Annotated in this window: 32 protein-coding genes; 4 read left to right on the top strand and 28 right to left on the bottom strand. The window is 60.2% G+C overall.

What is annotated here, in order from left to right:
* Positions 1-16: 16 nt before the first annotated feature.
* A complete protein-coding gene (gene rplM, locus P8192_RS10490) occupies positions 17-460 on the bottom strand; it encodes a 50S ribosomal protein L13 (protein ID WP_278156874.1) in 444 nt (147 codons plus the stop codon).
* Between the two features lie 261 nt (positions 461-721).
* Positions 722-1,876 carry an FAD-dependent oxidoreductase gene (locus P8192_RS10495; protein WP_278156876.1) on the bottom strand — a complete coding sequence of 385 codons (1,155 nt, stop codon included), beginning with the start codon at positions 1,874-1,876 and terminating at the stop codon, positions 722-724.
* 122 nt (positions 1,877-1,998) lie between these two features.
* Here P8192_RS10495 and P8192_RS10500 point away from each other — a divergent pair, with 122 nt between their 5' ends.
* From P8192_RS10500 to P8192_RS14555, 4 genes are read left to right on the top strand one after another with little or no spacing between them, the layout of a single operon-like run.
* Complete coding sequence (locus tag P8192_RS10500) at positions 1,999-2,604, top strand: LysR family transcriptional regulator (RefSeq protein WP_278156878.1); 606 nt, start codon at positions 1,999-2,001, stop codon at positions 2,602-2,604.
* Positions 2,605-2,658: 54 nt separating this feature from the next.
* Complete coding sequence (gene istA, locus P8192_RS10505) at positions 2,659-4,242, top strand: IS21 family transposase (protein ID WP_278156880.1); 1,584 nt, start codon at positions 2,659-2,661, stop codon at positions 4,240-4,242.
* 8 nt (positions 4,243-4,250) lie between these two features.
* A complete protein-coding gene (locus tag P8192_RS10510; RefSeq protein ID WP_270105186.1) occupies positions 4,251-5,057 on the top strand; it encodes an ATP-binding protein in 807 nt (268 codons plus the stop codon).
* A gap of 39 nt (positions 5,058-5,096) precedes the next feature.
* Positions 5,097-5,558 carry a LysR family substrate-binding domain-containing protein gene (locus P8192_RS14555; protein WP_431521110.1) on the top strand — a complete coding sequence of 154 codons (462 nt, stop codon included), beginning with the start codon at positions 5,097-5,099 and terminating at the stop codon, positions 5,556-5,558.
* Here the strand turns inward: P8192_RS14555 and truA are convergent.
* From truA to rplB, 26 genes are all read right to left on the bottom strand, one after another.
* A complete protein-coding gene (gene truA, locus P8192_RS10515; RefSeq protein ID WP_278156882.1) occupies positions 5,548-6,474 on the bottom strand; it encodes a tRNA pseudouridine(38-40) synthase TruA in 927 nt (308 codons plus the stop codon). The two genes, P8192_RS14555 and truA, sit on opposite strands and share 11 nt — an antisense overlap.
* 135 nt (positions 6,475-6,609) lie before the next feature.
* Positions 6,610-7,158 carry a 50S ribosomal protein L17 gene (gene rplQ / locus P8192_RS10520; protein WP_270104711.1) on the bottom strand — a complete coding sequence of 183 codons (549 nt, stop codon included), beginning with the start codon at positions 7,156-7,158 and terminating at the stop codon, positions 6,610-6,612.
* A 62-nt stretch (positions 7,159-7,220) separates the two neighbouring features.
* Positions 7,221-8,219, bottom strand: coding sequence for a DNA-directed RNA polymerase subunit alpha (locus P8192_RS10525; protein ID WP_270104710.1), 999 nt, complete (start codon positions 8,217-8,219; stop codon positions 7,221-7,223).
* Positions 8,220-8,374: 155 nt separating this feature from the next.
* Entirely contained in the window at positions 8,375-8,776 is a 402-nt protein-coding gene (gene rpsK, locus P8192_RS10530) for a 30S ribosomal protein S11 (RefSeq protein ID WP_270104709.1), read from the bottom strand.
* Between the two features lie 70 nt (positions 8,777-8,846).
* A complete protein-coding gene (rpsM, locus tag P8192_RS10535; protein WP_270104708.1) occupies positions 8,847-9,215 on the bottom strand; it encodes a 30S ribosomal protein S13 in 369 nt (122 codons plus the stop codon).
* 267 nt (positions 9,216-9,482) lie between these two features.
* The gene (gene rpmJ, locus P8192_RS10540; RefSeq protein ID WP_270104707.1) at positions 9,483-9,596 is read right to left on the bottom strand and encodes a 50S ribosomal protein L36; all 114 of its coding nucleotides are present in this window, start codon (positions 9,594-9,596) and stop codon (positions 9,483-9,485) included.
* Positions 9,597-9,639: 43 nt separating this feature from the next.
* Complete coding sequence (gene infA, locus P8192_RS10545; protein WP_270107532.1) at positions 9,640-9,861, bottom strand: translation initiation factor IF-1; 222 nt, start codon at positions 9,859-9,861, stop codon at positions 9,640-9,642.
* Between the two features lie 178 nt (positions 9,862-10,039).
* Positions 10,040-10,885 carry a type I methionyl aminopeptidase gene (gene map, locus P8192_RS10550; RefSeq protein WP_278159801.1) on the bottom strand — a complete coding sequence of 282 codons (846 nt, stop codon included), beginning with the start codon at positions 10,883-10,885 and terminating at the stop codon, positions 10,040-10,042.
* 87 nt (positions 10,886-10,972) lie between these two features.
* Positions 10,973-11,584, bottom strand: coding sequence for an adenylate kinase (locus P8192_RS10555; RefSeq protein WP_270104706.1), 612 nt, complete (start codon positions 11,582-11,584; stop codon positions 10,973-10,975).
* 48 nt (positions 11,585-11,632) lie between these two features.
* Positions 11,633-12,946: a preprotein translocase subunit SecY gene (gene secY, locus P8192_RS10560; protein WP_270104705.1), complete on the bottom strand. Its 1,314-nt coding sequence runs from the start codon at positions 12,944-12,946 to the stop codon at positions 11,633-11,635.
* Positions 12,947-13,131: 185 nt separating this feature from the next.
* On the bottom strand, positions 13,132-13,602 hold the full coding sequence (gene rplO / locus P8192_RS10565; RefSeq protein ID WP_270104704.1) for a 50S ribosomal protein L15: 471 nt from the start codon (positions 13,600-13,602) through the stop codon (positions 13,132-13,134).
* Positions 13,595-13,825 (bottom strand): 50S ribosomal protein L30, encoded by a 231-nt coding sequence (rpmD, locus tag P8192_RS10570; protein ID WP_270104703.1) that lies wholly within the window; start codon positions 13,823-13,825, stop codon positions 13,595-13,597. Before rpmD ends, rplO begins: the two co-directional genes overlap by 8 nt.
* Complete coding sequence (gene rpsE / locus P8192_RS10575; RefSeq protein WP_270104702.1) at positions 13,818-14,579, bottom strand: 30S ribosomal protein S5; 762 nt, start codon at positions 14,577-14,579, stop codon at positions 13,818-13,820. Before rpsE ends, rpmD begins: the two co-directional genes overlap by 8 nt.
* Positions 14,576-14,950 carry a 50S ribosomal protein L18 gene (rplR, locus tag P8192_RS10580; RefSeq protein ID WP_270104701.1) on the bottom strand — a complete coding sequence of 125 codons (375 nt, stop codon included), beginning with the start codon at positions 14,948-14,950 and terminating at the stop codon, positions 14,576-14,578. The genes rpsE and rplR overlap by 4 nt, the downstream gene beginning before the upstream one ends.
* Positions 14,950-15,483 carry a 50S ribosomal protein L6 gene (gene rplF / locus P8192_RS10585; RefSeq protein WP_278156889.1) on the bottom strand — a complete coding sequence of 178 codons (534 nt, stop codon included), beginning with the start codon at positions 15,481-15,483 and terminating at the stop codon, positions 14,950-14,952. The genes rplR and rplF overlap by 1 nt, the downstream gene beginning before the upstream one ends.
* Positions 15,484-15,512: 29 nt before the next feature.
* Complete coding sequence (gene rpsH, locus P8192_RS10590; RefSeq protein ID WP_270104699.1) at positions 15,513-15,911, bottom strand: 30S ribosomal protein S8; 399 nt, start codon at positions 15,909-15,911, stop codon at positions 15,513-15,515.
* A 72-nt stretch (positions 15,912-15,983) separates the two neighbouring features.
* Positions 15,984-16,571: a 50S ribosomal protein L5 gene (gene rplE / locus P8192_RS10595; protein ID WP_270104698.1), complete on the bottom strand. Its 588-nt coding sequence runs from the start codon at positions 16,569-16,571 to the stop codon at positions 15,984-15,986.
* Positions 16,571-16,912: a 50S ribosomal protein L24 gene (rplX, locus tag P8192_RS10600; RefSeq protein ID WP_270104697.1), complete on the bottom strand. Its 342-nt coding sequence runs from the start codon at positions 16,910-16,912 to the stop codon at positions 16,571-16,573. Before rplX ends, rplE begins: the two co-directional genes overlap by 1 nt.
* Position 16,913: 1 nt before the next feature.
* The gene (gene rplN / locus P8192_RS10605; RefSeq protein ID WP_270104696.1) at positions 16,914-17,282 is read right to left on the bottom strand and encodes a 50S ribosomal protein L14; all 369 of its coding nucleotides are present in this window, start codon (positions 17,280-17,282) and stop codon (positions 16,914-16,916) included.
* A gap of 337 nt (positions 17,283-17,619) precedes the next feature.
* Positions 17,620-17,913 (bottom strand): 30S ribosomal protein S17, encoded by a 294-nt coding sequence (gene rpsQ / locus P8192_RS10610; RefSeq protein ID WP_270104695.1) that lies wholly within the window; start codon positions 17,911-17,913, stop codon positions 17,620-17,622.
* A complete protein-coding gene (gene rpmC, locus P8192_RS10615; RefSeq protein WP_270104694.1) occupies positions 17,910-18,230 on the bottom strand; it encodes a 50S ribosomal protein L29 in 321 nt (106 codons plus the stop codon). The genes rpsQ and rpmC overlap by 4 nt, the downstream gene beginning before the upstream one ends.
* Before the next feature lie 2 nt (positions 18,231-18,232).
* The gene (gene rplP / locus P8192_RS10620) at positions 18,233-18,649 is read right to left on the bottom strand and encodes a 50S ribosomal protein L16 (RefSeq protein ID WP_270104693.1); all 417 of its coding nucleotides are present in this window, start codon (positions 18,647-18,649) and stop codon (positions 18,233-18,235) included.
* Positions 18,649-19,479, bottom strand: a complete 831-nt coding sequence (rpsC, locus tag P8192_RS10625) for a 30S ribosomal protein S3 (RefSeq protein WP_278156893.1) — start codon at positions 19,477-19,479, stop codon at positions 18,649-18,651. Before rpsC ends, rplP begins: the two co-directional genes overlap by 1 nt.
* Positions 19,480-19,848: a 50S ribosomal protein L22 gene (gene rplV / locus P8192_RS10630; protein ID WP_270104691.1), complete on the bottom strand. Its 369-nt coding sequence runs from the start codon at positions 19,846-19,848 to the stop codon at positions 19,480-19,482.
* 50 nt (positions 19,849-19,898) lie between these two features.
* Entirely contained in the window at positions 19,899-20,177 is a 279-nt protein-coding gene (rpsS, locus tag P8192_RS10635) for a 30S ribosomal protein S19 (RefSeq protein WP_270104690.1), read from the bottom strand.
* 13 nt (positions 20,178-20,190) lie between these two features.
* The gene (rplB, locus tag P8192_RS10640) at positions 20,191-21,030 is read right to left on the bottom strand and encodes a 50S ribosomal protein L2 (RefSeq protein ID WP_278156897.1); all 840 of its coding nucleotides are present in this window, start codon (positions 21,028-21,030) and stop codon (positions 20,191-20,193) included.
* Positions 21,031-21,041: the final 11 nt, after the last annotated feature.

Consider the following 21,041-nt stretch of genomic DNA (forward strand, 5'->3'; position numbering starts at 1 on the left):
AAAGTGGGGCTGACCCTTACTGGGCCACCTGATCGATGGTGAAGGGAGTCGGCTGCTGAGCGGCGTGCGGGTGCTCGCCACCGGCGTACACCTTCAGCTTGTCCAGGACCTGGGCCGAGAGCTTGTTCTTCGGCAGCATGCCGCGGATAGCTTTCTCCACTGCGCGCACCGGGTTCTTCTCCAGCAGCTCAGCGTAGGTGGTGGAGGTCAGACCGCCCGGGTAACCGGAGTGGCGGTAAGCCTTCTTCTTCTCGAGCTTGGCGCCGGTGAGGGCAACCTTCTCTGCGTTGATGATGATGACGTAGTCGCCCATGTCCATGTGGGGGGCGAAGGTGGGCTTGTGCTTGCCGCGCAGCAGGGTTGCAGTCTGGCTGGCAAGACGGCCCAGCACCACGTCGGTGGCGTCAATGACATGCCACTGGCGATCAATGTCGCCTGGCTTAGGTGAGTACGTACGCACTGTTGTTTGCCTTCGTTTTCGGTGTCGGGTCCAGTCACGGGCACCACTGATTCGTGAGGATCAGTAGCGCTGTCACTGTGCTTCGAGTGCTTCCGGTACACCAGGTGAGGGCTGGCGTGAGGCCGGGTCCGTGCTCCTCGGAAGACGATGGGTGCCATGTGACGATGCAACTACGTCGACACCACAAACGCCGCAGACTCCGAGAGGACTCGCACAACAGCTACCTATGCTACCGGCAATCCGGCGTTGAGGCAAAGCGAATCAGGCCGCCGCCCCGCCTCCCGCGGGGCCGATCATGCCGTCGAGGGTGAACCGCTCTGGGACCGTGGCCGCTCCGGCGACCATCTGCCCTACCAGGCGTCCGATGAGCGGGGCGAACTTGCCACCGTGCCCCGAACACGGAGACACCACACTGATACTACCGAACCGCTGGAGAATGAAGTTCTCCGTGGGAGTCATGGTGAACACGCAGCTGGCCTCGGCATATGACTCCAACCCCAATCCAGGCACATGCGCCTGGGCGTAACTCAGCAGGCGCTGTCGAGCATCCTGGTTCAGCGAGCGATCATTGTGACGAGACGACGCGATGGGTCGCCCGCCTCTAAACTCGGCGATCTTCTGCCCTCGAAAATCTGCATCCCGCCCACCGGGTAGCGAATACACCTGCATCTCCGGGGTCTTATGGATGAAGGATGGCCAGTCCGCGTCCGCAAATTCTGCGGCATACGGCAAATGGATCACTTGCTCCTGCAGAACCTGCAATGACCCCACAAGGGGTCCGGTGACGATCGGGAGGTGAGGCAGCAATTCGGGCAGCCAGCCGCCGACCGCCAGGATGAGGTGCCGAGCGTGTATGGTCCGCCCATCTCGAGCCACCACAACGTGCCCACTCCCGCGTTCTTGCACCGAGACGACGTCCCAACCCGTCAGCAACTCCGCCCCATGGCGCTGCGCCTGGGCGATCATCGTTTCCACGGTGGCCTGTGCGTCGAGAGCTCCTGCTTCCGGGTGCCAGAGCACCTCGCTGTCAACGTCAAGCATCGGCCACCGACGCCGCGCCTCACGCGGGCCCACGAGTTCGTGGTCCACCCCAGCATCGGCAAGGATGCTGGCCAATTGAGCTGGAAACCGTAGCGCGCCGGCGTCGAGAGCGCCCGTCGCCGTCAACAGGTTCCGCCCCGACTCCTGCTCGAGGTCCGTCCACCAGCGTCGCGCTTCTTTGACCAGTTCAACGTAGAAGGGATCACTGTAGGCGTATCGAAAGATGCGCGCCGAGCCATGGGAGCTACCCCAAGGATTGGCCGGCGCATGCGCCTCCAACACCAACACCTCACGACCATCGCGCGCCAAGTGCCAGGCCGTCGAGGCCCCCATCAAGCCTGCGCCGACAACAACGTATTCGTAACTTTCCATCATGTGATCCCCTGTACCGGCCTGAACCAATTTCCTGGTGTATCCAGTACCCCACGAGAATCAGTTCACGTCCAATATCAATCTGGATATGATCATTCTTGAACTGCAAATAGTCAGGAGTGCCCATGGAATTGCGACAGTTACGGTATTTCGTCGCGGTGGCCGAAGAGCTTCATTTCGGCCGCGCTGCTGCTCGCCTGCATATCTCACAGCCGCCCCTGACCGTGCACATCAAACGTCTGGAGCAGACGGTTGGAGCCACGCTCTTCGACCGCACCTCACGCAGCGTTCAGCTCACCGCTGCAGGAACCAGTCTCTATCCTCGAGCTCTGGCTATTCTCGACGACGTCAACCGCGCTTCGGCCGAAGTGGGTCTCGTGGCGGAGGGGCAAGTGGGACAAGTGCGTCTCGGGTTTGTGTCTTCTGCGAGCTACGAGGTGGTGCCGCTCGCCCTGCGGGAGATGCGTGAGGAGCATCCCGGTATCAGCGTTGATTTGGAGCCCTTGGTTACCGGTGAACAGCTGGAAGCTCTCATGCAGCATCGCCTGGACCTGGGAGTCGTCCGCGATGCTCCCCTGCACCCCGGATTGGATTTCGTCACATTGCGCGAAGAACGCATTGTGGCGGTGGTACCCGCAGATTGGCGCATAGCGTTAGATGAAAGCGCTGGTCTGGGTACCTGGAAGCGTTGTTCTGGGTATGTGGTAGCACTGTGGTCTGCTGAGGAGTAGCGGCGTCGTCCGGCGCTGCTTTCTCTTCTAGATTCATGGAAGCAGGCCTTCATCGTGGTTGATTACAAGAAGATCATGTCTCTGTTGCTGGAGTCGCGGTCTTATCGAGATATCGCTGAGTCCTTAGGATGTTCTCAACGAGACGTCGCTAAAGCCCGTGCGGTGATCAAGGAGCACGGCCTCACAGGTGATCAAGTAGCTGTCATGACCGTAGAACGGGTAGAGGAACTCTTCCCCGATCGGCGCCGACGAGTTGCAGGTGAGTATCTAGCGCCGGAATTCGGCCCGGTCGTGGCATCGATGCGTTCGAACCGTCACTTCACTTTGCTCCAGGGGTGGAGAACTTATCTCGGTGTGGCCTCCGAACTGCGGAAATACTCGTATTCTCAGTACTGCCACCTCTTCAGCGATTACGCGGCAAGAAACGATCTTGTAGCCACTTTGCACCATGAACCGGGGCGGGCGGTATTCATCGATTGGGCCGGTGACACCCTCCAGGTCTGCGACGCGGTCACCGGTGAAATCACCAAGGTCTACTTGTTCGTCGCGGTGTTGCCGTACTCGGGGTTGGTGTACTGCACAGGATGCACTGATATGCGTATGAACGCGTGGTTGAGCGCTCACAAGGCAGCTTTCGAGTATTTCGGCGGGGTGCCCCAGATTGTGGTCCCTGATAACGCGCCCACTGCTACTCACCGCCCTACCAAAGGTGAGTCTGCCCGGGTCGTGAATCCGAAGTACCAGCAGTTAGCCGATCACTACGCAACGGCGATCGTGCCTGCCAGGGTGCGCAAGCCTCGAGACAAAGCCGCCGTAGAATCTGCCGTTCAGGTGATCAACAAGCGAGTCATCGGATATCTCTGCGAAGACGTCTTCACGACCGTGACCGAGCTCAACACCGCGATCGCTGTTCGGATGAGGGAAATCAATGAAGAGATCCGCCGGGCTGATGGGACCACCAGGGCCGAACGATTCATGGCAGAAGAGGCATCTGCTTTGGGAGGCTTGCCTGTTGAGGGGTTTGAAGATGTTGAATACCGGCAGGTCAAAGTGGGACGGAATTATCATGTGACCTGCGATTATCAGCACTACTCAGTGCCTCACCGACTCGCAGGTCAATTGCTGCGAGCACGACTGACGGATCAACAGGTCAGTATCTTCGATGGCGATGCCATCGTTGCAGAGCACCGACGAAAACACGGCCGCCGGGGCCAGTACTCCACTGATTCCGCGCATGTACCCCTCCAGCACCAAGACGTCGCTGGCTTGTGGTCTCGTGATTGGTTTATCCGTCGGGCGGCCGCGTTTGGGCCGGCCACCGTGGAGATCATCACCGCGGTCTTAGACCGCCATAAGATCGAGGCTCAGGGGTATCTGGAGTGCCAGAACATTCTCGAGTCCCTGGGCAAGCGCGATAAGCAACGCCTCGAGGCTGCGTGCACGCAGTTAGCCAACCTGGGTGGGTATGCCAGCTATTCCGGACTCAAGCGACTCATGGCTGCCATTGATTCTGATACGAAAACATCTCGGCCACACAGGCCAGCAGCCGCCACCATCAAGCCCCAGCCGGCCGTCGATACCCTCGATCCAGCACAGATCTACGTGCGTGGAGCTGACTACTACCAGCAGGGACGGTGAACAGCGCCATGACCACGACACCGGCGAGCCCGGCCTTGATGAATTCAGTGTTCACTACCGAGGACAAAGAGAAGTTTCGTACCTTACGGATCACTCACTTGGCTGCGAAGTTCGAAGAACTCATCATCGATGAGAGCAACGACCACCTGACCCCGGAGCAAATATTCCTGGCGGCCGTTGATGACGCTTTAGACCAGCGAAGAGTGAAGAACATTCAGAAACTGCTCCTGGCTGCTCAGCTACCGATCATGCGGGCCTCGATCGCGGAGATCCATTATCAAGAAGGACGGAACATTACCCCAGCCAGGATGGCCCGCTACGCCGCACATGACTGGGCCAATGAGACCGCTAACCTGTTGATCACCTCGCCCACAGGAGGAGGAAAGACCTATATTGCCTGCGCGATTGCCGTAGCGGCATGTCACAACGAGCATAAAGTCTTCTACACCCGCATGGACGAGCTCGCTCGTCGTCTCGTCATCGCTCGAGGCGATGGCATCGCTCATCAGGCCTTGTTGAACCGGCTATCTGATGCGGATCTACTCATCATCGACGATTTCCTGACCGTCGGTATTGACCCTGAAGCCGCGAACGATCTTTTCGCGATACTGGCAAACCGAGAACACCGGGCAGCCACCATGATCGCTTCTCAAACCGGGCCCGCGTACTGGGCTTCAGCTCTCCCTGACAGAATCGCTGCGGATAGTATCGTCAATCGACTGGCGAATAATGCCCGCACGATAAACCTTGGCGACATTGATATGCGGCGCCACCAAGGTGAACAGACACGAGCGGCCCCTGGCTACTGGGAGTAGAAAAACTCGAGAAACCGACGACCGGGAAGCACCATAGAGGTGCTTCCCGGTCGTCAGAACTCCGCTACCACTTACCCAGACCAGCGCTTTCATCTAAGGCTATGCGCCACAGATCACCGACTAGCCCAACAGCCCGAGCTGGGCCCGGAAGACCTGACGGATGAACCTTTGATCCTTTTCCCCTTCACCTCCATGCCGGGATTCGTTGCCAAAGCTCTAGAGGTGTTTCGTGAGCACGGCTCTTCTCCGCAGGTGGTGCAACAGGTCATCAACCAGGAAAACGTGATGGGACTCGTGGCCGCAGGCATCGGCGTGTCCCTGCTGCCCGAGTCCTTCTCGTCAGTGCGACATCCCCGTGTCGTCACGAGAGCGGTGACCAGGGCTCCGACGTCATTGTTGCAATTGGCGTCCGCGCCCGGAGGCGCTTCGCCCGCAACTTCCGTCATACGCGATGTCCTGCTCGGTCAGCGACCGCGAGACTCATCGGTCGCTACTGTATAGCTGATGAGGGACAATCCTCACTGTTAGCGCTGCCCGTCGTCGTCCTCCGCGCTCGGGCCCGCAGCGCCTGAGCTGCGAGGCCCTCTGCCGACTCTGGGTAATCGATGCGCTCCAACACCAGCCCGTGTGCCGGAGCCAGGCGCACGTCGGAACCACGGCGCTGTTCAGAGAGCCGCTCCAACATCCATCCCGCCGGACGCTTCCCCTCCCCGACCAGCATGGAGCTGCCCACCAAAGCACGCACCATGTTGTGGCAAAAGGCGTCGGCCTCTAGTTCCGCGTGGATCACCCCCGAGCGATCCCGGTGCAGATCAAACCGACGCAGTGAACGAATCGTCGTCGCTCCCTCGCGCGGTTTGCAGAAGGAGAGGAAGTCATGCAGTCCGAGCATCGAATCCGCTTCCGCCTGCATCAGCGAAAGACTCAGCTCCGTGCCGTGCCAGTGTGTGAAGCGACGCTGGAGTGGATCTCGGGAATCCAATTGATCCGCGATGCGGTATCGGTAGGAGCGCCCCCGGGCGGAGAACCGTGCGTCGAACCCGTCTGGGGCGACCACGGCCCGGCGGATAACAACGCTGCCTTCCTGGGACCGCAGGACACCGTTGAGCCGGCGCACTAAGGCATCTTCGGATGTCACCCCCGGGCGTTGTCGGCTCACGTGTGTCCACTCTTGGGGCGTCAGGTCGCAGTGGATGACCTGATGCGCGGCGTGCACTCCGGCATCGGTACGACCGGCGACCACTGTTCGTACCGGGCGCCGGATCACCATCTCCAGCCCTGCTTCTACGGCGCCTTGAACAGAATCCAATCCTGGCTGAATAGCCCAACCGTGGTATGCCCCGCCGTCGTAGGCCAGATCAATCCTGATCCGCACCAAATGATCGGGGGCAAAAGCGGCGGAAGGTGGTTGGGACATAGAGCGATTCTATCTGCGACTGCGGTGTCACCCTGGATACCTGTAGTCCATGGTCTTTCCCCTTCGACCACGAAAAAGCTCCGGCCCCACGGAAAATCCATGGGGCCGGAGCTTATGCGCTGTGCTAGGTGGAAACTACTTGGTCTCGCCCTCAGCGGCATCCTCAGCAGGTGCCTCCGCTTCGGCCGGGGCCTCAGCCTCGGTTGCCTCGGCCTCAACGACCTCGGTTTCCTCGACGACGACCTCTTCAGCAGGAGCCTCGGAGGCGACAGCCTTCTCGGCTTCCTTCACCACGGCCTGCTTCGGCGATACGGGCTCCATGACCAGCTCGATGACGGCCATCGGAGCGTTGTCGCCCTGACGGTTGCCGATCTTGGTGATGCGGGTGTAGCCGCCTTCACGCTGTGCCATAGCCGGACCGATGACCGTGAACAGCTCGTGCACGATCGACTTGTTGGTGCGGTTCTTGGCTGCAATCAGGCCCTGAACGCGACGACGAGCAGGCAGATCGCCCTTCTTAGCGAAGGTGATCAGGCGCTCAGCGAAAGGCTGAAGACGCTTGGCCTTGGTGACCGTGGTGGTCACGGACTTGTGCTCGAACAGGTTCGCGGCCAGGTTGGCCAGCATGATCCGCTGGTGAGCCGGGCTGCCACCCAGGCGCGGACCTTTGGTTGGGGTCAGCATAGTTGGTTCTCCTCAGATGTCTTCCGTGATCGGTGGATGCACAGAAGCTAATGTTTCGTGGTTCAGTAGTCGCCGAACGGCTCGTCCTCTGACTCCTGAGAGTGCAGAGAAGGATCGAAGCCAGCCGGGGAATCCTTGAGCGACAGGCCCAGTTCCACCAGCTTCTCTTTGACCTCGTCGATGGACTTAGCGCCGAAGTTCCGGATGTCCATCAAGTCTGCTTCGGAGCGTGCGACTAGTTCACCCACGGAGTGGATGCCCTCACGCTTGAGGCAGTTGTACGAGCGAACAGTCAGCTCCAGGTCCTCGATCGGCAGAGCCATGTCGGCGGCAACAGCGTTGTCCGACGGCCCGGGGCCGATCTCGATTCCTTCAGCTGCCACGTTCAACTCACGAGCGAGTCCGAAGAGCTCCACCAGGGTGGAACCTGCGGAGGCCACTGCATCGCGGGGTGCCATGGCTTCCTTGGTCTCGACATCGAGGATCAGACGATCGAAGTCGGTGCGCTGCTCGACACGAGTAGCTTCGACTTTGAAGGTCACCTTCAGAACCGGCGAGTAAATCGAGTCGACAGGAATGCGACCGATCTCAGCGTCCGGAGTCTTGTTCTGTGCTGCGGTCACGTAGCCGCGACCACGCTCAATGGTGAGTTCCATATCGAACTTGCCCTTGCCGTTCAGCGTGGCGATGTGCAGGTCCGGGTTGTGGATCTCGACACCAGCCGGAGGCGTGATGTCTGCTGCGGTGACGGTGCCGGGGCCCTGCTTGCGCAGGTAGGCAACGACCGGCTCGTCGTGTTCCGACGAAACCGACAGCTTCTTGATATTCAGGATGACCTCGGTGACATCCTCCTTGACGCCGTTCACGGTCGAGAACTCGTGCAGCACGCCATCCACGCGGATGCTGGTTACCGCAGCACCGGGGATGGAGGACAGCAGAGTACGGCGCAGGGAGTTACCGAGGGTGTAACCGAAACCCGGCTCCAGCGGCTCGATCACGAACCGGGAGCGGTGCTCGGCGACGACTTCTTCAGTCAACGTGGGACGCTGTGCAATGAGCACTGACATTTCCTTTCGGCGAACGTCCGCCATATGACGCACGCGGGGGGTGGAAACGAATGTTATGGGCTGGGGGACGCGTTACGTCACCGGCTGTGGATCGAACGTTATGGCTTCGCCCGATCCCGCCGCCGGCAACAGCAACGCGTGAGACAACGTCAGACGCGGCGGCGCTTAGCCGGACGGCAACCGTTGTGAGCTGACGGAGTCACGTCCTGAATGGAGCCGACCTCCAGTCCAGCGGCCTGCAACGAACGAATCGCGGTCTCGCGGCCCGAGCCCGGGCCCTTCACGAATACGTCGACCTTGCGCATGCCGTGCTCCTGCGCGCGCTTGGCAGCCTGCTCAGCGGCAGTCTGTGCGGCGAAGGGGGTGGACTTACGCGAACCCTTGAATCCCATTTCACCGGCAGAGGACCAGGAGATGACTGCGCCGGTCGTGTCGGTGATGGAAACAATGGTGTTGTTAAAAGTGCTCTTGATGTGGGCCTGGCCCTGAGCGATGTTCTTCTTGGCGTTACGGCGACCCTTGCGCGCCGTACCACGTGTCTTGGGGGGCATGAAGTTCTCCTACGAAAGCTGTGCTATGGATGCTGACCGCAACCAGAGGCGGCGAAGGAAGTAGCTAAGACTACTTCTTCTTACCTGCCACGGTCTTCTTCGGTCCCTTACGGGTGCGAGCATTGGTCTTGGTGCGCTGTCCACGCACCGGAAGGCCACGGCGATGCCGCAGACCTTCGTAGCTGCCGATCTCAACCTTGCGGCGAATGTCGGCGGCGACCTCACGACGGAGGTCGCCCTCAACCTTGAAGTTGCCTTCGATGTAGTCGCGCAGCTGGACCAGCTCAGCGTCAGTGAGGTCCTTCACGCGAGTGCTCGGGTTGACCCCCGTAGCCTCGATTGCCTGCTCTGCACGGGTCTTGCCCACGCCGTAGATGTACGTAAGAGCGATGATCACGCGCTTTTCGCGCGGGATGTCAACGCCTGCTAGACGTGCCATATGGCCGTTCTCCTTGTTCTTCTTTAGCAAAGGTCTGCATCATTCCGTCCTCCCACCTGGCGAAGCACATCGCCTGCATCCGCCGTTCCGGCCCGGTCGAAGAACTCGACTGAAGTCGGCTTGCGCGATGCGGTGAAAGTCTCCGGCCTTTGCCTATCCGGAGGTTGGTTGCGATAGCTCAAGAGCTTCCGCATTCCCTGTCATGATGTTGGCCGCTGTTTCGGGCCGTATTTTGTGCAGCTACGGGTGGCTCGTCCTAGCGGACGATCAGCCCTGGCGCTGCTTATGGCGTGGGTTCTCGCAGATCACGATCACGCGGCCATGGCGACGAATCACCTGGCACTTGTCGCAGATCCGCTTCACGCTGGGCTGAACCTTCATGGCTCCTCCTTGAGCGTTGTACGGGGGTTTGTCGATGAACTGATTACTTGTAGCGGTACACGATACGACCACGATTCAGATCGTACGGGCTAAGCTCGACGACCACGCGGTCTTCGGGCAGGATACGGATGTAGTGCTGACGCATCTTTCCCGAAATCGTGGCGAGCACGATGTGCTCGTTCTGCAACTTGACCCGGAACATTGCGTTCGGCAATGCCTCGGTGACCGTGCCCTCGACTTCGATGACACCTTCCTTCTTAGCCATGTCCTCCACAATCGTCTGGTCCACACTGCAGGATCCTCACAGGACGCAAGGGGCAAGGTGGACTGGATATTCTGAACTACTGCCCTTGACCGAATGGACACACCAATGGTTCAAGGCACAGTCAGCCAACAAGCTATGTTACTCTACCTGGCCCGAAAACAAAAACCAGGCCGGAAGCCTACTCCCCGATCGGTACTGGCGTCACGCCCAGCGGGGCTAGCTCGGAAGCTCCTCCATCGGGTGCGGTGAGGACCCAAATGCCACCATCATGCCGCGCCACCGAATGCTCCCATTGGCTGGCACGGGACTTATCCGCGGTCACCACGGTCCAGTCATCACTGAGAACCTGCGTTTCAATGTCGCCGCGCACGAGCATGGGTTCAATAGCCAGGCACAAACCGGACTTAATCTTGGCGCCCTTGATTCCGGCACGATAGTTCAACACGTCTGGTGCCTGATGCATCGCCGAGCCGATGCCGTGACCCACATAGTCTTCGAGAATTCCCAAGGGCTCGCCGGGCTGAGAGCTGACGTAGTCGTCGATGGCCTCGCCGATCTCACCGATATGGCGTGCGCTAGCGAACGCGGCAATCCCCCGCCACATCGCTTTGCGGGTCACATCGGAAAGTCGTTCATCGGCGGCGTCAGCTGTTCCGTCGGCTGAGGATCCTAAGATCACGGTCCGTGCAGAGTCGGAATGCCAACCGTCAACGATGCAGCCACCGTCGATCTTCAACACGTCACCGGGCTCCAGGACGCGTTCGCCTGGGATGCCGTGAACTACTTCCTCATTCACCGAGGCACAGATGCTCGCGGGGAAACCGTAGTAGCCGAGAAAGTTCGAGGTGGCGCCGGCCTCGCTGAGGACATCAGCGAATACCCTGTCGAGTTCAAGCGTGGTGACCCCGGGTTGAGCCGCCGCAATGGTGGCGTCAAGCGCCCGATTGAGGATGGTCCCGGATTCGTCCATACGACGCATCTGGCTGTTCTTTTTCAATTCGATGGATCGGCGTGACACGTCGATGGTCCTTTCCGGGAGAACGTCTTCTGATAACGCAAGAACGCTGGGCGGCACCTGGCGGAGCCGTCCCAGCGTTCTGTGTTCAGCCGATCAGCTATCGGCGTTGATCACGGGCAGGGTGCCTGTCCGCGCACGAACGTTGTAGACCGCCTGCAGCAGACGCTCGGTGATGTCATCGATCTGACCGGTGCCATCAACTCTTGCCACGATGCCCTGGTCCACATAGGACTCAATCACGGCCGCAGTCTGCTCGTGGTAGAGGTCTAGACGATGCTGGATGACCTCGGAGGTATCGTCGGCGCGACCTTCGGAGTCTGCACGTGCCAGGAGGCGCTGCACGAGTTCTTCGTCCGGCACCTCCAGCTGGAGTACGACGGACAGTGAGTGGCCGGATGCCTTCAGCATCTCGTTCAGTGCCTCGACCTGGCCCGCGGTGCGCGGGTAGCCGTCGAGCAAGAATCCGTTGGCGGCATCTGGCTGCTTGATGCGGTCTTCCACCATACGGTTGGTGACGTCATCAGGAACAAAGTCACCGTTGTCGATGTACTTCTTTGCTTCCTTGCCAAGATCAGTCAGTTCTTTGACGTTGTACCGGAAGATATCGCCGGTGGAGATGGCAACGATTCCCATCTTGTCCGCAATACGTGCGGCCTGGGTACCTTTACCTGACCCCGGAGGGCCCATGATGAGCATACGAGTCATGACTTGTCCTATCCTCTACTGCTTGGTCTTCGGGCATGCCTGTGTGTTTCAGCGCAGCAATCCCTCGTAGTTTCGTTGTTCCATCTGAGCGTTGATCTGCTTCACCGTCTGGAGTGCCACACCGACCATAATCAGGATCGAGGTACCACCGAACGGGAAGTTCTGGTTGGCGTTGATCAGCACGAATGCGATCAACGGAATCAGTGCAAGGCAGCCCAGGTACAGGGCGCCGAAGAAGGTGATGCGCGAGATGACGTACTCGAGGTACTGCACGGTCGGCCGACCGGCGCGGATCCCGGGGATGAATCCTCCGTAGCGCTTCATGTTGTCGGCGATGTCCTGCGGGTTGAACGTAATCGTCACGTAGAAGTACGTGAAGAAGATCGTCATCAGGAAGAACATCAGCATGTAGATCGGATGGGATCCGGTACCGAAGTACTGCTGCAACCAAATAACCCATTCCGCCGGCTGTTCGCCAGAAGTGGGGTCCGGCTGATTGAACTGAATCAAGATCTGCGGAAGCATCAGGATCGACGATGCGAAAATCACCGGAATCACACCGGCCATGTTGACCTTGATCGGAATGTAGGTCGTGGTTCCGCCGACGGTACGACGTCCGATCTGACGCTTTGCATACTGGACGGGGATACGACGCTGCGAGTCTTCGACAAAAACCACCAGAGCGATTGTCAGGAGGCCGACCAACAGCACGATCATGAAGGTGCGCCAGCCCTGAGTCGTCCAGATCTGGCCCAGGCCTGCCGGGAAGCCAGCAGCGATGGAGACGAAGATGAGCAGCGACATACCGTTGCCCACTCCGCGTTCAGTGATCTGTTCACCCAGCCACATGATCAAAGCAGTACCGGCGATCAAGGTGATGATCATCAGCATGATCGTCCAGAGGTTATCGTTCGGAACGATTGGCAGATTACAGTTCAACAGCGCGCCGGTCCGCGCCAACGAAACCAGGGTAGTCGCGTTGAGCGCCGCCAGGGCGATGGTGAGGTAGCGCGTGTACTGGGTGAGCTTGGCCTGACCCTGAGGGCCTTCCTTCTGCAGCGCTTCGAAGCGCGGGATCACGACGCGGAGCAGCTGCACGATGATCGCCGCGGTGATGTACGGCATGATGCCGAGGGCAAAGATCGAGACCTGCAACATGGCTCCACCGGAGAACATGTTCACAAACGAGTACAACCCGCCCTGGGTTTCACCCTGAGCAAGACACATCTGTACGTTGCCGTAGTCCACCCCTGGGGAAGGGATGAAGGCTCCGATGCGGTACACAATAATGATTCCGATAGTGAACCAGATCTTGCGTCGCAGATCGGGAGTCTTAAAGACTCTGGCAATCGTGCTGAACAAGCGTCCTCCTGGTGACGTGTGGAAAGCGGTCAGCTCGGCAGAGCCAGACTCGAGGTTGTTCGATAGCTCCAACAAAAGCAGGTGCAAAAAGCACCATCGCCGATTCTACCGTTAAATGAGGCGACCCTCGATCGTGCCGACGAAATAGTCGGTCGATCGAGGGTCACACCCTACTGTTCAGAGGGTCACACCGTTTCGGTGGAACCGCCTGCAGCCTGGATCTTCTCGATAGCCGAAGCGGAGAAGGCGTCAGCCTTCACGTTCACAGCCACCGTGATGTCGCCCGAGCCCAGCACCTTGACGGGCTGGTTCTTGCGCACGAGTCCCTTCTCCACCAGAGTCTCCACGGTGACGTCGCCGCCCTCGGGGAACGTGGCAGAGAGCTTGTCCAGGTTCACAACCTGGTACTCGGTGCGGAACGGGTTCTTGAAACCGCGCAGCTTCGGAAGGCGCATGTGCAGCGGCAGCTGCCCACCTTCGAAGCCTGCAGGCACCTGGTACCGTGCCTTGGTGCCCTTGGTACCACGGCCGGCAGTCTTGCCGCCCTTGCCACCTTCGCCACGGCCGTACCGCAGCTTGGACTTGCGTGAGCCCGGAGCCGGGCGCAGGTCGTGGACCTTCAACGCGTCCTGGCCATTCTCAGCCTGCTCAGCCATTGTTGACCTCCTCAACCTTCACCAGGTGAGACACGGTGTTAACCATGCCAACGGTGGCCGCGTCAGCCTTACGCGTCACGGTGTGACCGATCCGCTTCAGGCCGAGCGAGCGCAGTGTCTCCCGGTGCTTGAACTTGCGTCCCGACTGGGACTTGATCTGGGTAATCTCCAGCGTTGCATCGCTGGCAACCAGGTTCTTCGGGGTGGTGATCAGATCAGCCATTTGACGCACCTGCCTTCTCTGCGCTCTTTTTGGCGCGGTCGGCCTCGATCGTGCGCAGCATCGCGTGCGGGGCAACCTCGTCAAGGGCCTTGCCGCGACGAGCTGCCACGGCTGCAGGCTCTTCGAGCTTCTTCAGGGCATCCACGGTGCCGCGCACGATGTTGATCGCGTTCACGGAACCCATGGACTTGGACAGCACATCGTGAATGCCAGCGCACTCCAGTACCGCACGCACCGGACCGCCGGCGATCACACCGGTACCCGGGGACGCCGGACGCAGGAGGACAACACCAGCGGCGTCTTCACCCTGCACCAGGTGCGGAATCGTGGAACCCACGCGAGGAACGCGGAAGAAGGACTTCTTAGCCTCTTCCACACCCTTAGCGATAGCGGCCGGAACTTCCTTGGCCTTGCCGTAGCCGACGCCAACCATGCCGTCACCGTCACCGACGACCACCAGAGCGGTGAAGGAGAAACGACGTCCACCCTTCACAACCTTGGACACGCGGTTGATGGCCACGACGCGCTCGAGGAACTTGTCGCGGTCATCCTCACGGGAGTTGTTGCGTCCGCCACGCTCGTCGCGACCGCCACGGCCGCCACGACCTGCGCCACGGCCGGAACCACGTCCACCACGATCGGTGTTCTGGCTCTCGGAACCGGCTGAGGTCTCGGACACTGACTCTTGATTTGCAGCGGTGTTCTCGGTGGCTTCGGTCACCTGAGCGTCCTTCTCGTTGTTATTCTCGGTCACAGCTCCAGCCCACCTTCCCGGGCGCCCTCAGCAACAGCTGCAACGCGTCCGTGGTACTTGTTTCCTCCGCGGTCGAAGACCACAGCAGAGACGCCAGCAGCCTTGGCACGCTCAGCGACAAGTTCGCCTACCTTGCGGGACTTGGCGGACTTGTCGCCCTCCAGTGCACGCACGTCGGCTTCCATGGTCGATGCCGAGGCCAAGGTGATGCCCTTGGTGTCGTCGACGACTTGGACGAACATGTGACGCGAGGAGCGGTTGACCACCAGACGCGGACGAGCCGCAGTGCCGGTGATGCGCTTGCGAACACGCAGATGACGGCGCGAACGGGAGGCGTTCTTGCCCTTGCCCTTTACAGTCAACGTGGACATTACTTACCTGCCTTTCCGGCCTTGCGGCGAACCTGCTCACCCACGTAGCGGATGCCCTTGCCCTTGTAGGGTTCGGTCTTACGCAGTTTGCGGATGTTCGCAGCGGTTTCGCCAACCTTCTGCTTGTCGATGCCGGTAACGGTCACCTTGTTGCCCTCGACCTGGAAGGAGATGCCTTCGGGAGCCGGGACAGAAATGGGGTGAGAGTAGCCCAGAGCGAACTCGAGGTCGGAACCCTTCGCCAGCACGCGGTAACCGGTGCCGATGATTTCGAGCTGCTTGGAGTAACCCTCGGTGACACCGATGATCATGTTGTTGATCAGAGTACGGGTCAGCCCGTGCAGTGCACGGGACTCGCGCTCATCGTCAGGCCGGGTCACCGTGATCGTTCCCTCTTCGAGGGTAGCCTCGATGGGACGATCAATAGTGTGGGCGAGTTCGCCCTTGGGACCCTTGACACTGACATCAGCGCCGTCGATCTTCACCTCTACGCCTGACGGCACGGTGATCGGAAGACGTCCAATACGTGACATATGTGTTTGCCTCTCTTCCGTCTATCCGTTTACCAGACGTAGGCGAGGACTTCCCCACCCACGCCCTTCTTTGCAGCCTGGCGGTCGGTCAGCAGACCGGAGGAAGTCGACAGAATGGCAATACCCAGTCCGCCGAGCACGTGCGGCAGGTTGGTCGACTTTGCGTAGACGCGCAGCCCGGGCTTGGAGATACGGCGCAGGCCAGCGATGGCACGCTCGCGCTGCGGTCCGAACTTCAGCTCGATGCTGAGGGTCTTGCCAACCTCTGCAGCTTCTTCTTTCCAATCGCTGATGTAACCCTCGTTCTTGAGGATCTCGGCCAGCCGCACCTTCAATTTGGAAGATGGCATCGACACGGAGTCGTGGGAGGCCGAGTTTGCGTTGCGCAGACGTGTCAGCATGTCTGCGACGGGATCGGTCATCGTCATGTGGGCTTCATGCCCTTTCTCGCTACGGTTTCCCGGACCGGTTCACCGGATGGGACCTGTAACGTAGAGGATTTACTGTTCGTTCTTGAACGGGAAGCCCAGAGCGCGCAACAGCGCCTCGCCTTCCTCGTTGGTCTTAGCGGTGGTCACCACAGTGATGTCCATACCGCGCACGCGGTCGATCTTGTCCTGATCGATTTCGTGGAAGACGGATTGCTCGGACAGACCAAAGGTGTAGTTACCGTTGCCGTCGAACTGCTTCGGGTTCAGCCCGCGGAAGTCACGAATACGCGGCAGAGCCAGCGTGACCAGACGATCCAGGAATTCCCACATGCGGTCGCCACGCAGGGTTGCATGCGTACCGATGGGCATTCCTTCACGGAGCTTGAACTGGGCAATGGACTTACGAGCACGGGTCACCTGGGGCTTCTGACCGGTAATAGCGGTCAGATCCTTGATGGCGCCGTCGATCACCTTGGAGTCGCGAGCTGCCTCGCCGACACCCATGTTCACAACGACCTTCACCAGGCCGGGAACCTGCATGACGTTCTCGTAGTTGAACTTGTCCTGCATCTGAGCAGTGATCTGCTCGCGGTACTTCACCTTGAGCCGAGGGGTGACCTTCGGTGCTGCGGTGGTCTCAGTCTGAACCTCAGTCATCACAGCTCCTTTCCGGAGGCCTTGGCGTAGCGGACCTTGACGGTCTTCTCCACGCCGTTCTTCTCAACAGTCTCGAAGCGGTAGCCCACGCGGGTTGGCTTCTTGGTCTCCGGGTCGACGACAGCAACGTTGGAGATGTGAAGCGGCGCCTCAACGACCTGCAGGCCGCCTTCAGTGGAACCATTGTTGTCTTGACCAGCACGCAGGTGCTTGGTCACGCGGTTCACGCCTTCGACGAGAACACGCTCCTGTGCCGGGAACACGCGAAGCACTTTGCCCTGCTTACCGCGGTCCTTGCCGGAAATGACCTGAACGAGGTCGTCCTTTTTGATCTTCGCCATGTCAGATCACCTCCGGTGCCAGAGACACGATGCGCATGAAACGCTTGTCGCGCAGTTCACGACCAACGGGACCGAAGATACGGGTACCGCGGGGTTCGTTGTCCTGACGCAGAATGACGGCTGCGTTCTCGTCAAAACGAATGTAGGAACCGTCGGGACGGCGGCGCTGCTTGCGCGTACGCACCACAACTGCCTTCACGACGTCGCCTTTCTTGACGTTGCCGCCAGGAATTGCGTCTTTTACGGTGGCGACGATGACGTCGCCGATGCCTGCGTAGCGGCGTCCGGATCCCCCGAGAACACGGATGGTCAAGATCTCCTTGGCACCAGTGTTGTCGGCGACCTTGAGCCGCGACTCCTGCTGAATCACTCGATTACTCCTTGCGTCTCGCTGGTTCTCATCCGAGTTTCAGATGAGCCTTGCGGAACTTCATTTGATGTCTCCCAGGCTGCTTACCCCTGCCCCTTGGGCGAAAGGACCGCTGCCTCAGCAAGCCTAGGATCCATCAGAAGATCCGCATCTTGATGAGACGGTCCCCGCAGGGCAGGGCCGAGGCCGCCGGCGGGAGTATGTGCGAAACCCTTGGCTTGCGGGGTGGATAGGCCCGCCAACAAAGGCGCACAGGGACACTAGTCTACAGCACGAAGGCCCTGCACCGAAATCTCGGTCCAGGGCCTTCGTGAATCAGCTGAGAACGATGTGTGCCTTACTTGGCGCGCTCGGTGATCTCAGCCAGACGCCAGCGCTTCGTCGCTGACAGCGGGCGAGTCTCGGCAAGGAGAACGTGGTCGCCGATACCGGCGGTGTTCTCTTCGTCGTGAGCCTTCACGCGCTTGGTCTGGCGCATGATCTTGCCGTACAGCGCGTGCTTCTTGCGATCCTCGACCTCGACGACGATGGTCTTGTCCATCTTGTCCGAGACGACGATGCCACGCAGGGACTTACGGTAGCCGCGCTCCTGTGCTGCGTCGGCTGCGGTGTTGTTAGCGGAATCAGTCACTCTGCATCCTCCTCAGCCTTTTCAGCTTTCTTCGCGGCAGACTTACGTCCACGGCTCTTCTTCTCTTCCTTGACGTCTTCAGCCGGGGCTTCGACGTTCTCACGGATACCCAGCTCGCGCTCACGCAGCAACGTGTAGATGCGAGCGATATCGCGCTTGACGACCTTGAGGCGGCCGTTGTTGTCCAGCTGACCGGTAGCCGACTGGAAACGCAGGTTGAACAGCTCGGCTTTGGCCTTCTTCAGCTCTTCCTGCAGACGGGCGTTGTCGAAGCCGTCTAGTGCTTCAACGTTCAGCTCCTTCGAACCGACTGCCATGATCACTCACCACCCTCTCGGCGAATAATGCGTGCCTTCAGCGGCAGCTTGTGGATCGCCAGACGCAGTGCTTCGCGGGCAACCTCTTCGGAAACGCCGGAGAGCTCGAACAGAACGCGACCCGGCTTGACGTTGGCCACCCAGAACTCCACAGAACCCTTACCGGAACCCATACGGACTTCGGCAGGCTTCTTGGTGAGCGGGCGATCCGGGAAGATCGTGATCCAGACCTTACCGCCACGCTTGATGTAGCGGGTCATGGCGATACGAGCTGCTTCGATCTGACGGTTGGTGACATAGGCCGGGCCCATGGCCTGGATACCCCATTCACCGAAGGTAACCTGGGTGCCACCCTTAGCAGCTCCACCGCGCTTGGGGTGGTGCTGCTTACGGTGCTTGACTCGACGAGGAATCAACATCAGGCGTTGCCTCCTTCAGTTGCGGCGGCGGGCTGAGCCGATGCCGATGCGCTGTCCTGCGCACCTGCCTGGCCTGCAACACCGCGGGCACCGCGGTCGTTACGACGACGACGCTCTCCGCCACCACCACGGCGCTCACCGCCGCGGCCACGACCGGAAGGAGCAGCAGCTTCCTTCGCAGCCAGTTCCTTGGCGGTCAGGTCGCCCTTGTAGATCCAGACCTTCACACCAATGCGGCCGAAGGTCGTCTTTGCTTCGAATTTGCCGAAGTCGATGTTCGCACGCAAGGTGTGCAGCGGCACGCGACCTTCGCGGTAGAACTCCGAGCGAGACATTTCAGCGCCGCCGAGACGACCAGCGCACTGGATACGAATACCCTGAGCGCCGGCACGCATGGCCGACTGAATCGACTTCTTCATCGCACGGCGGAAAGCCACGCGAGATGCGAGCTGCTCAGCGACACCCTGCGCCACCAGCTGTGCGTCCACCTCGGGGTTCTTGACCTCGAGAATGTTCAGCTGAATCTGCTTCGAGGTGAGCTTCTCGAGCTCGCGACGAATACGATCTGCTTCCGCGCCACGGCGACCGATCACGATGCCGGGACGGGCGGTGTGGACATCCACACGCACGCGGTCTCGGGTACGCTCGATTTCCACCTTGGAGATGCCGGCGCGCTCCATGCCGTCGGTCATCAGCTCGCGGATCTTCACGTCTTCCTTCAGGAAGTCGCTGTAGCGCTGGCCTTCCTGGTTGGAGTCAGCAAACCAGTGCGAGACGTGGTCGGTGGTGATGCCGAGGCGGAATCCGTTCGGGTTGATCTTCTGACCCATTTACTTGACCCCACCTTTCTCTTCCTCGGTCGCAACGACCACGGTGACGTGGCTGGTGCGCTTGTTGATGCGGTAGGCACGACCCTGAGCACGCGGCTGGAACCGCTTCATGGTCGGACCTTCATCGACGTAGGCTTCGCTGATGAACAGCTCGTCCTCATTGAATGCGAGACCGTCGCGATCTGCCTTGGTCCGCGCGTTGGCCACAGCGGATGCGACCAGTTTGTATACCGGCTCCGAAGCGCCCTGCGGGGCGAACTTCAGGATGGCCAGGGCTTCGTTCGCCTGCTTGCCACGGACAAGATTGACGACGCGCCGGGCCTTCATCGGCGTTACACGCAGGTAGCGCGCAATTGCCTTGGCTTCCATTGCTATTCCTCTTTCGAATTTCTCGAATGACCGAAGAACGCACCGCTGAATCAGCGGCGGCCCTTCCTGTCGTCCTTCACATGGCCGCGGAAAGTCCGCGTGGGGGCGAACTCGCCCAGTTTGTGTCCAACCATGGACTCGGTGACGAACACCGGCACATGCTTGCGGCCGTCGTGCACGGCGATGGTGTGGCCGAGCATGTCCGGGATGATCATCGACCGGCGGGACCAGGTCTTGATGACGTTCTTGGTGCCCTTTTCGTTCTCAGCAAGAACCTTCAGGTAGAGGTGCTGATCGACGAAGGGACCCTTCTTGAGGCTGCGTGGCATCTCTGGTCAGCTCCTATCGCTTGTTCTTGCCAGTACGACGGCGACGCACAATGAGCTTGTCGCTTTCCTTGTTGGGACGACGGGTGCGGCCTTCGGGCTTGCCGTTCGGGTTGACCGGGTGGCGACCACCGGAGGTCTTACCCTCACCGCCACCGTGCGGGTGGTCGACCGGGTTCATGACAACACCGCGGACGGTCGGGCGAACGCCCTTCCACCGCATACGGCCGGCCTTACCCCAGTTGATGTTCGACTGCTCGGCGTTGCCAACCTCGCCGACGGTAGCGCGGCAGCGCACGTCAACGTTGCGGATTTCGCCGGAGGGCAGACGCAGCTGGGCGAACTTGCCTTCACGAGCGACCAGCTGGATGGATGCGCCAGCGGAACGGGCCATCTTGGCACCGCCACCGGGACGCAGCTCCACAGCGTGGATCACCGTGCCGAGAGGGATGTTGCGCAGTGGCAGGTTGTTGCCAGGCTTGATGTCGGCGTTAGGGCCGGCTTCAACGGCGTCGCCCTGCTTCAGCTTGGCTGGAGCCAGGATGTAGCGCTTGGTGCCATCGACGTAGTGCAGGAGGGCGATGCGAGCCGTACGGTTGGGGTCGTACTCGATATGAGCGACCTTCGCCGGCACGCCGTCCTTGTCGTGACGGCGGAAGTCGATCAGCCGGTACTGACGCTTATGTCCGCCGCCCTTATGGCGGGTCGTGATCTTACCGGAGTTGTTCCGTCCGCCGGTCTTCGTCAAAGGACGAAGAAGCGACTTTTCCGGAGTGCTCCGAGTGATTTCTGCGAAGTCGGCTACCGACGAGCCACGCAGGCCCGGGGTAGTCGGCTTGTATTTGCGGATTCCCATAGATACTTTCC

The organism is Citricoccus muralis (assembly GCF_029637705.1).
Lineage (GTDB): Bacteria > Actinomycetota > Actinomycetes > Actinomycetales > Micrococcaceae > CmP2.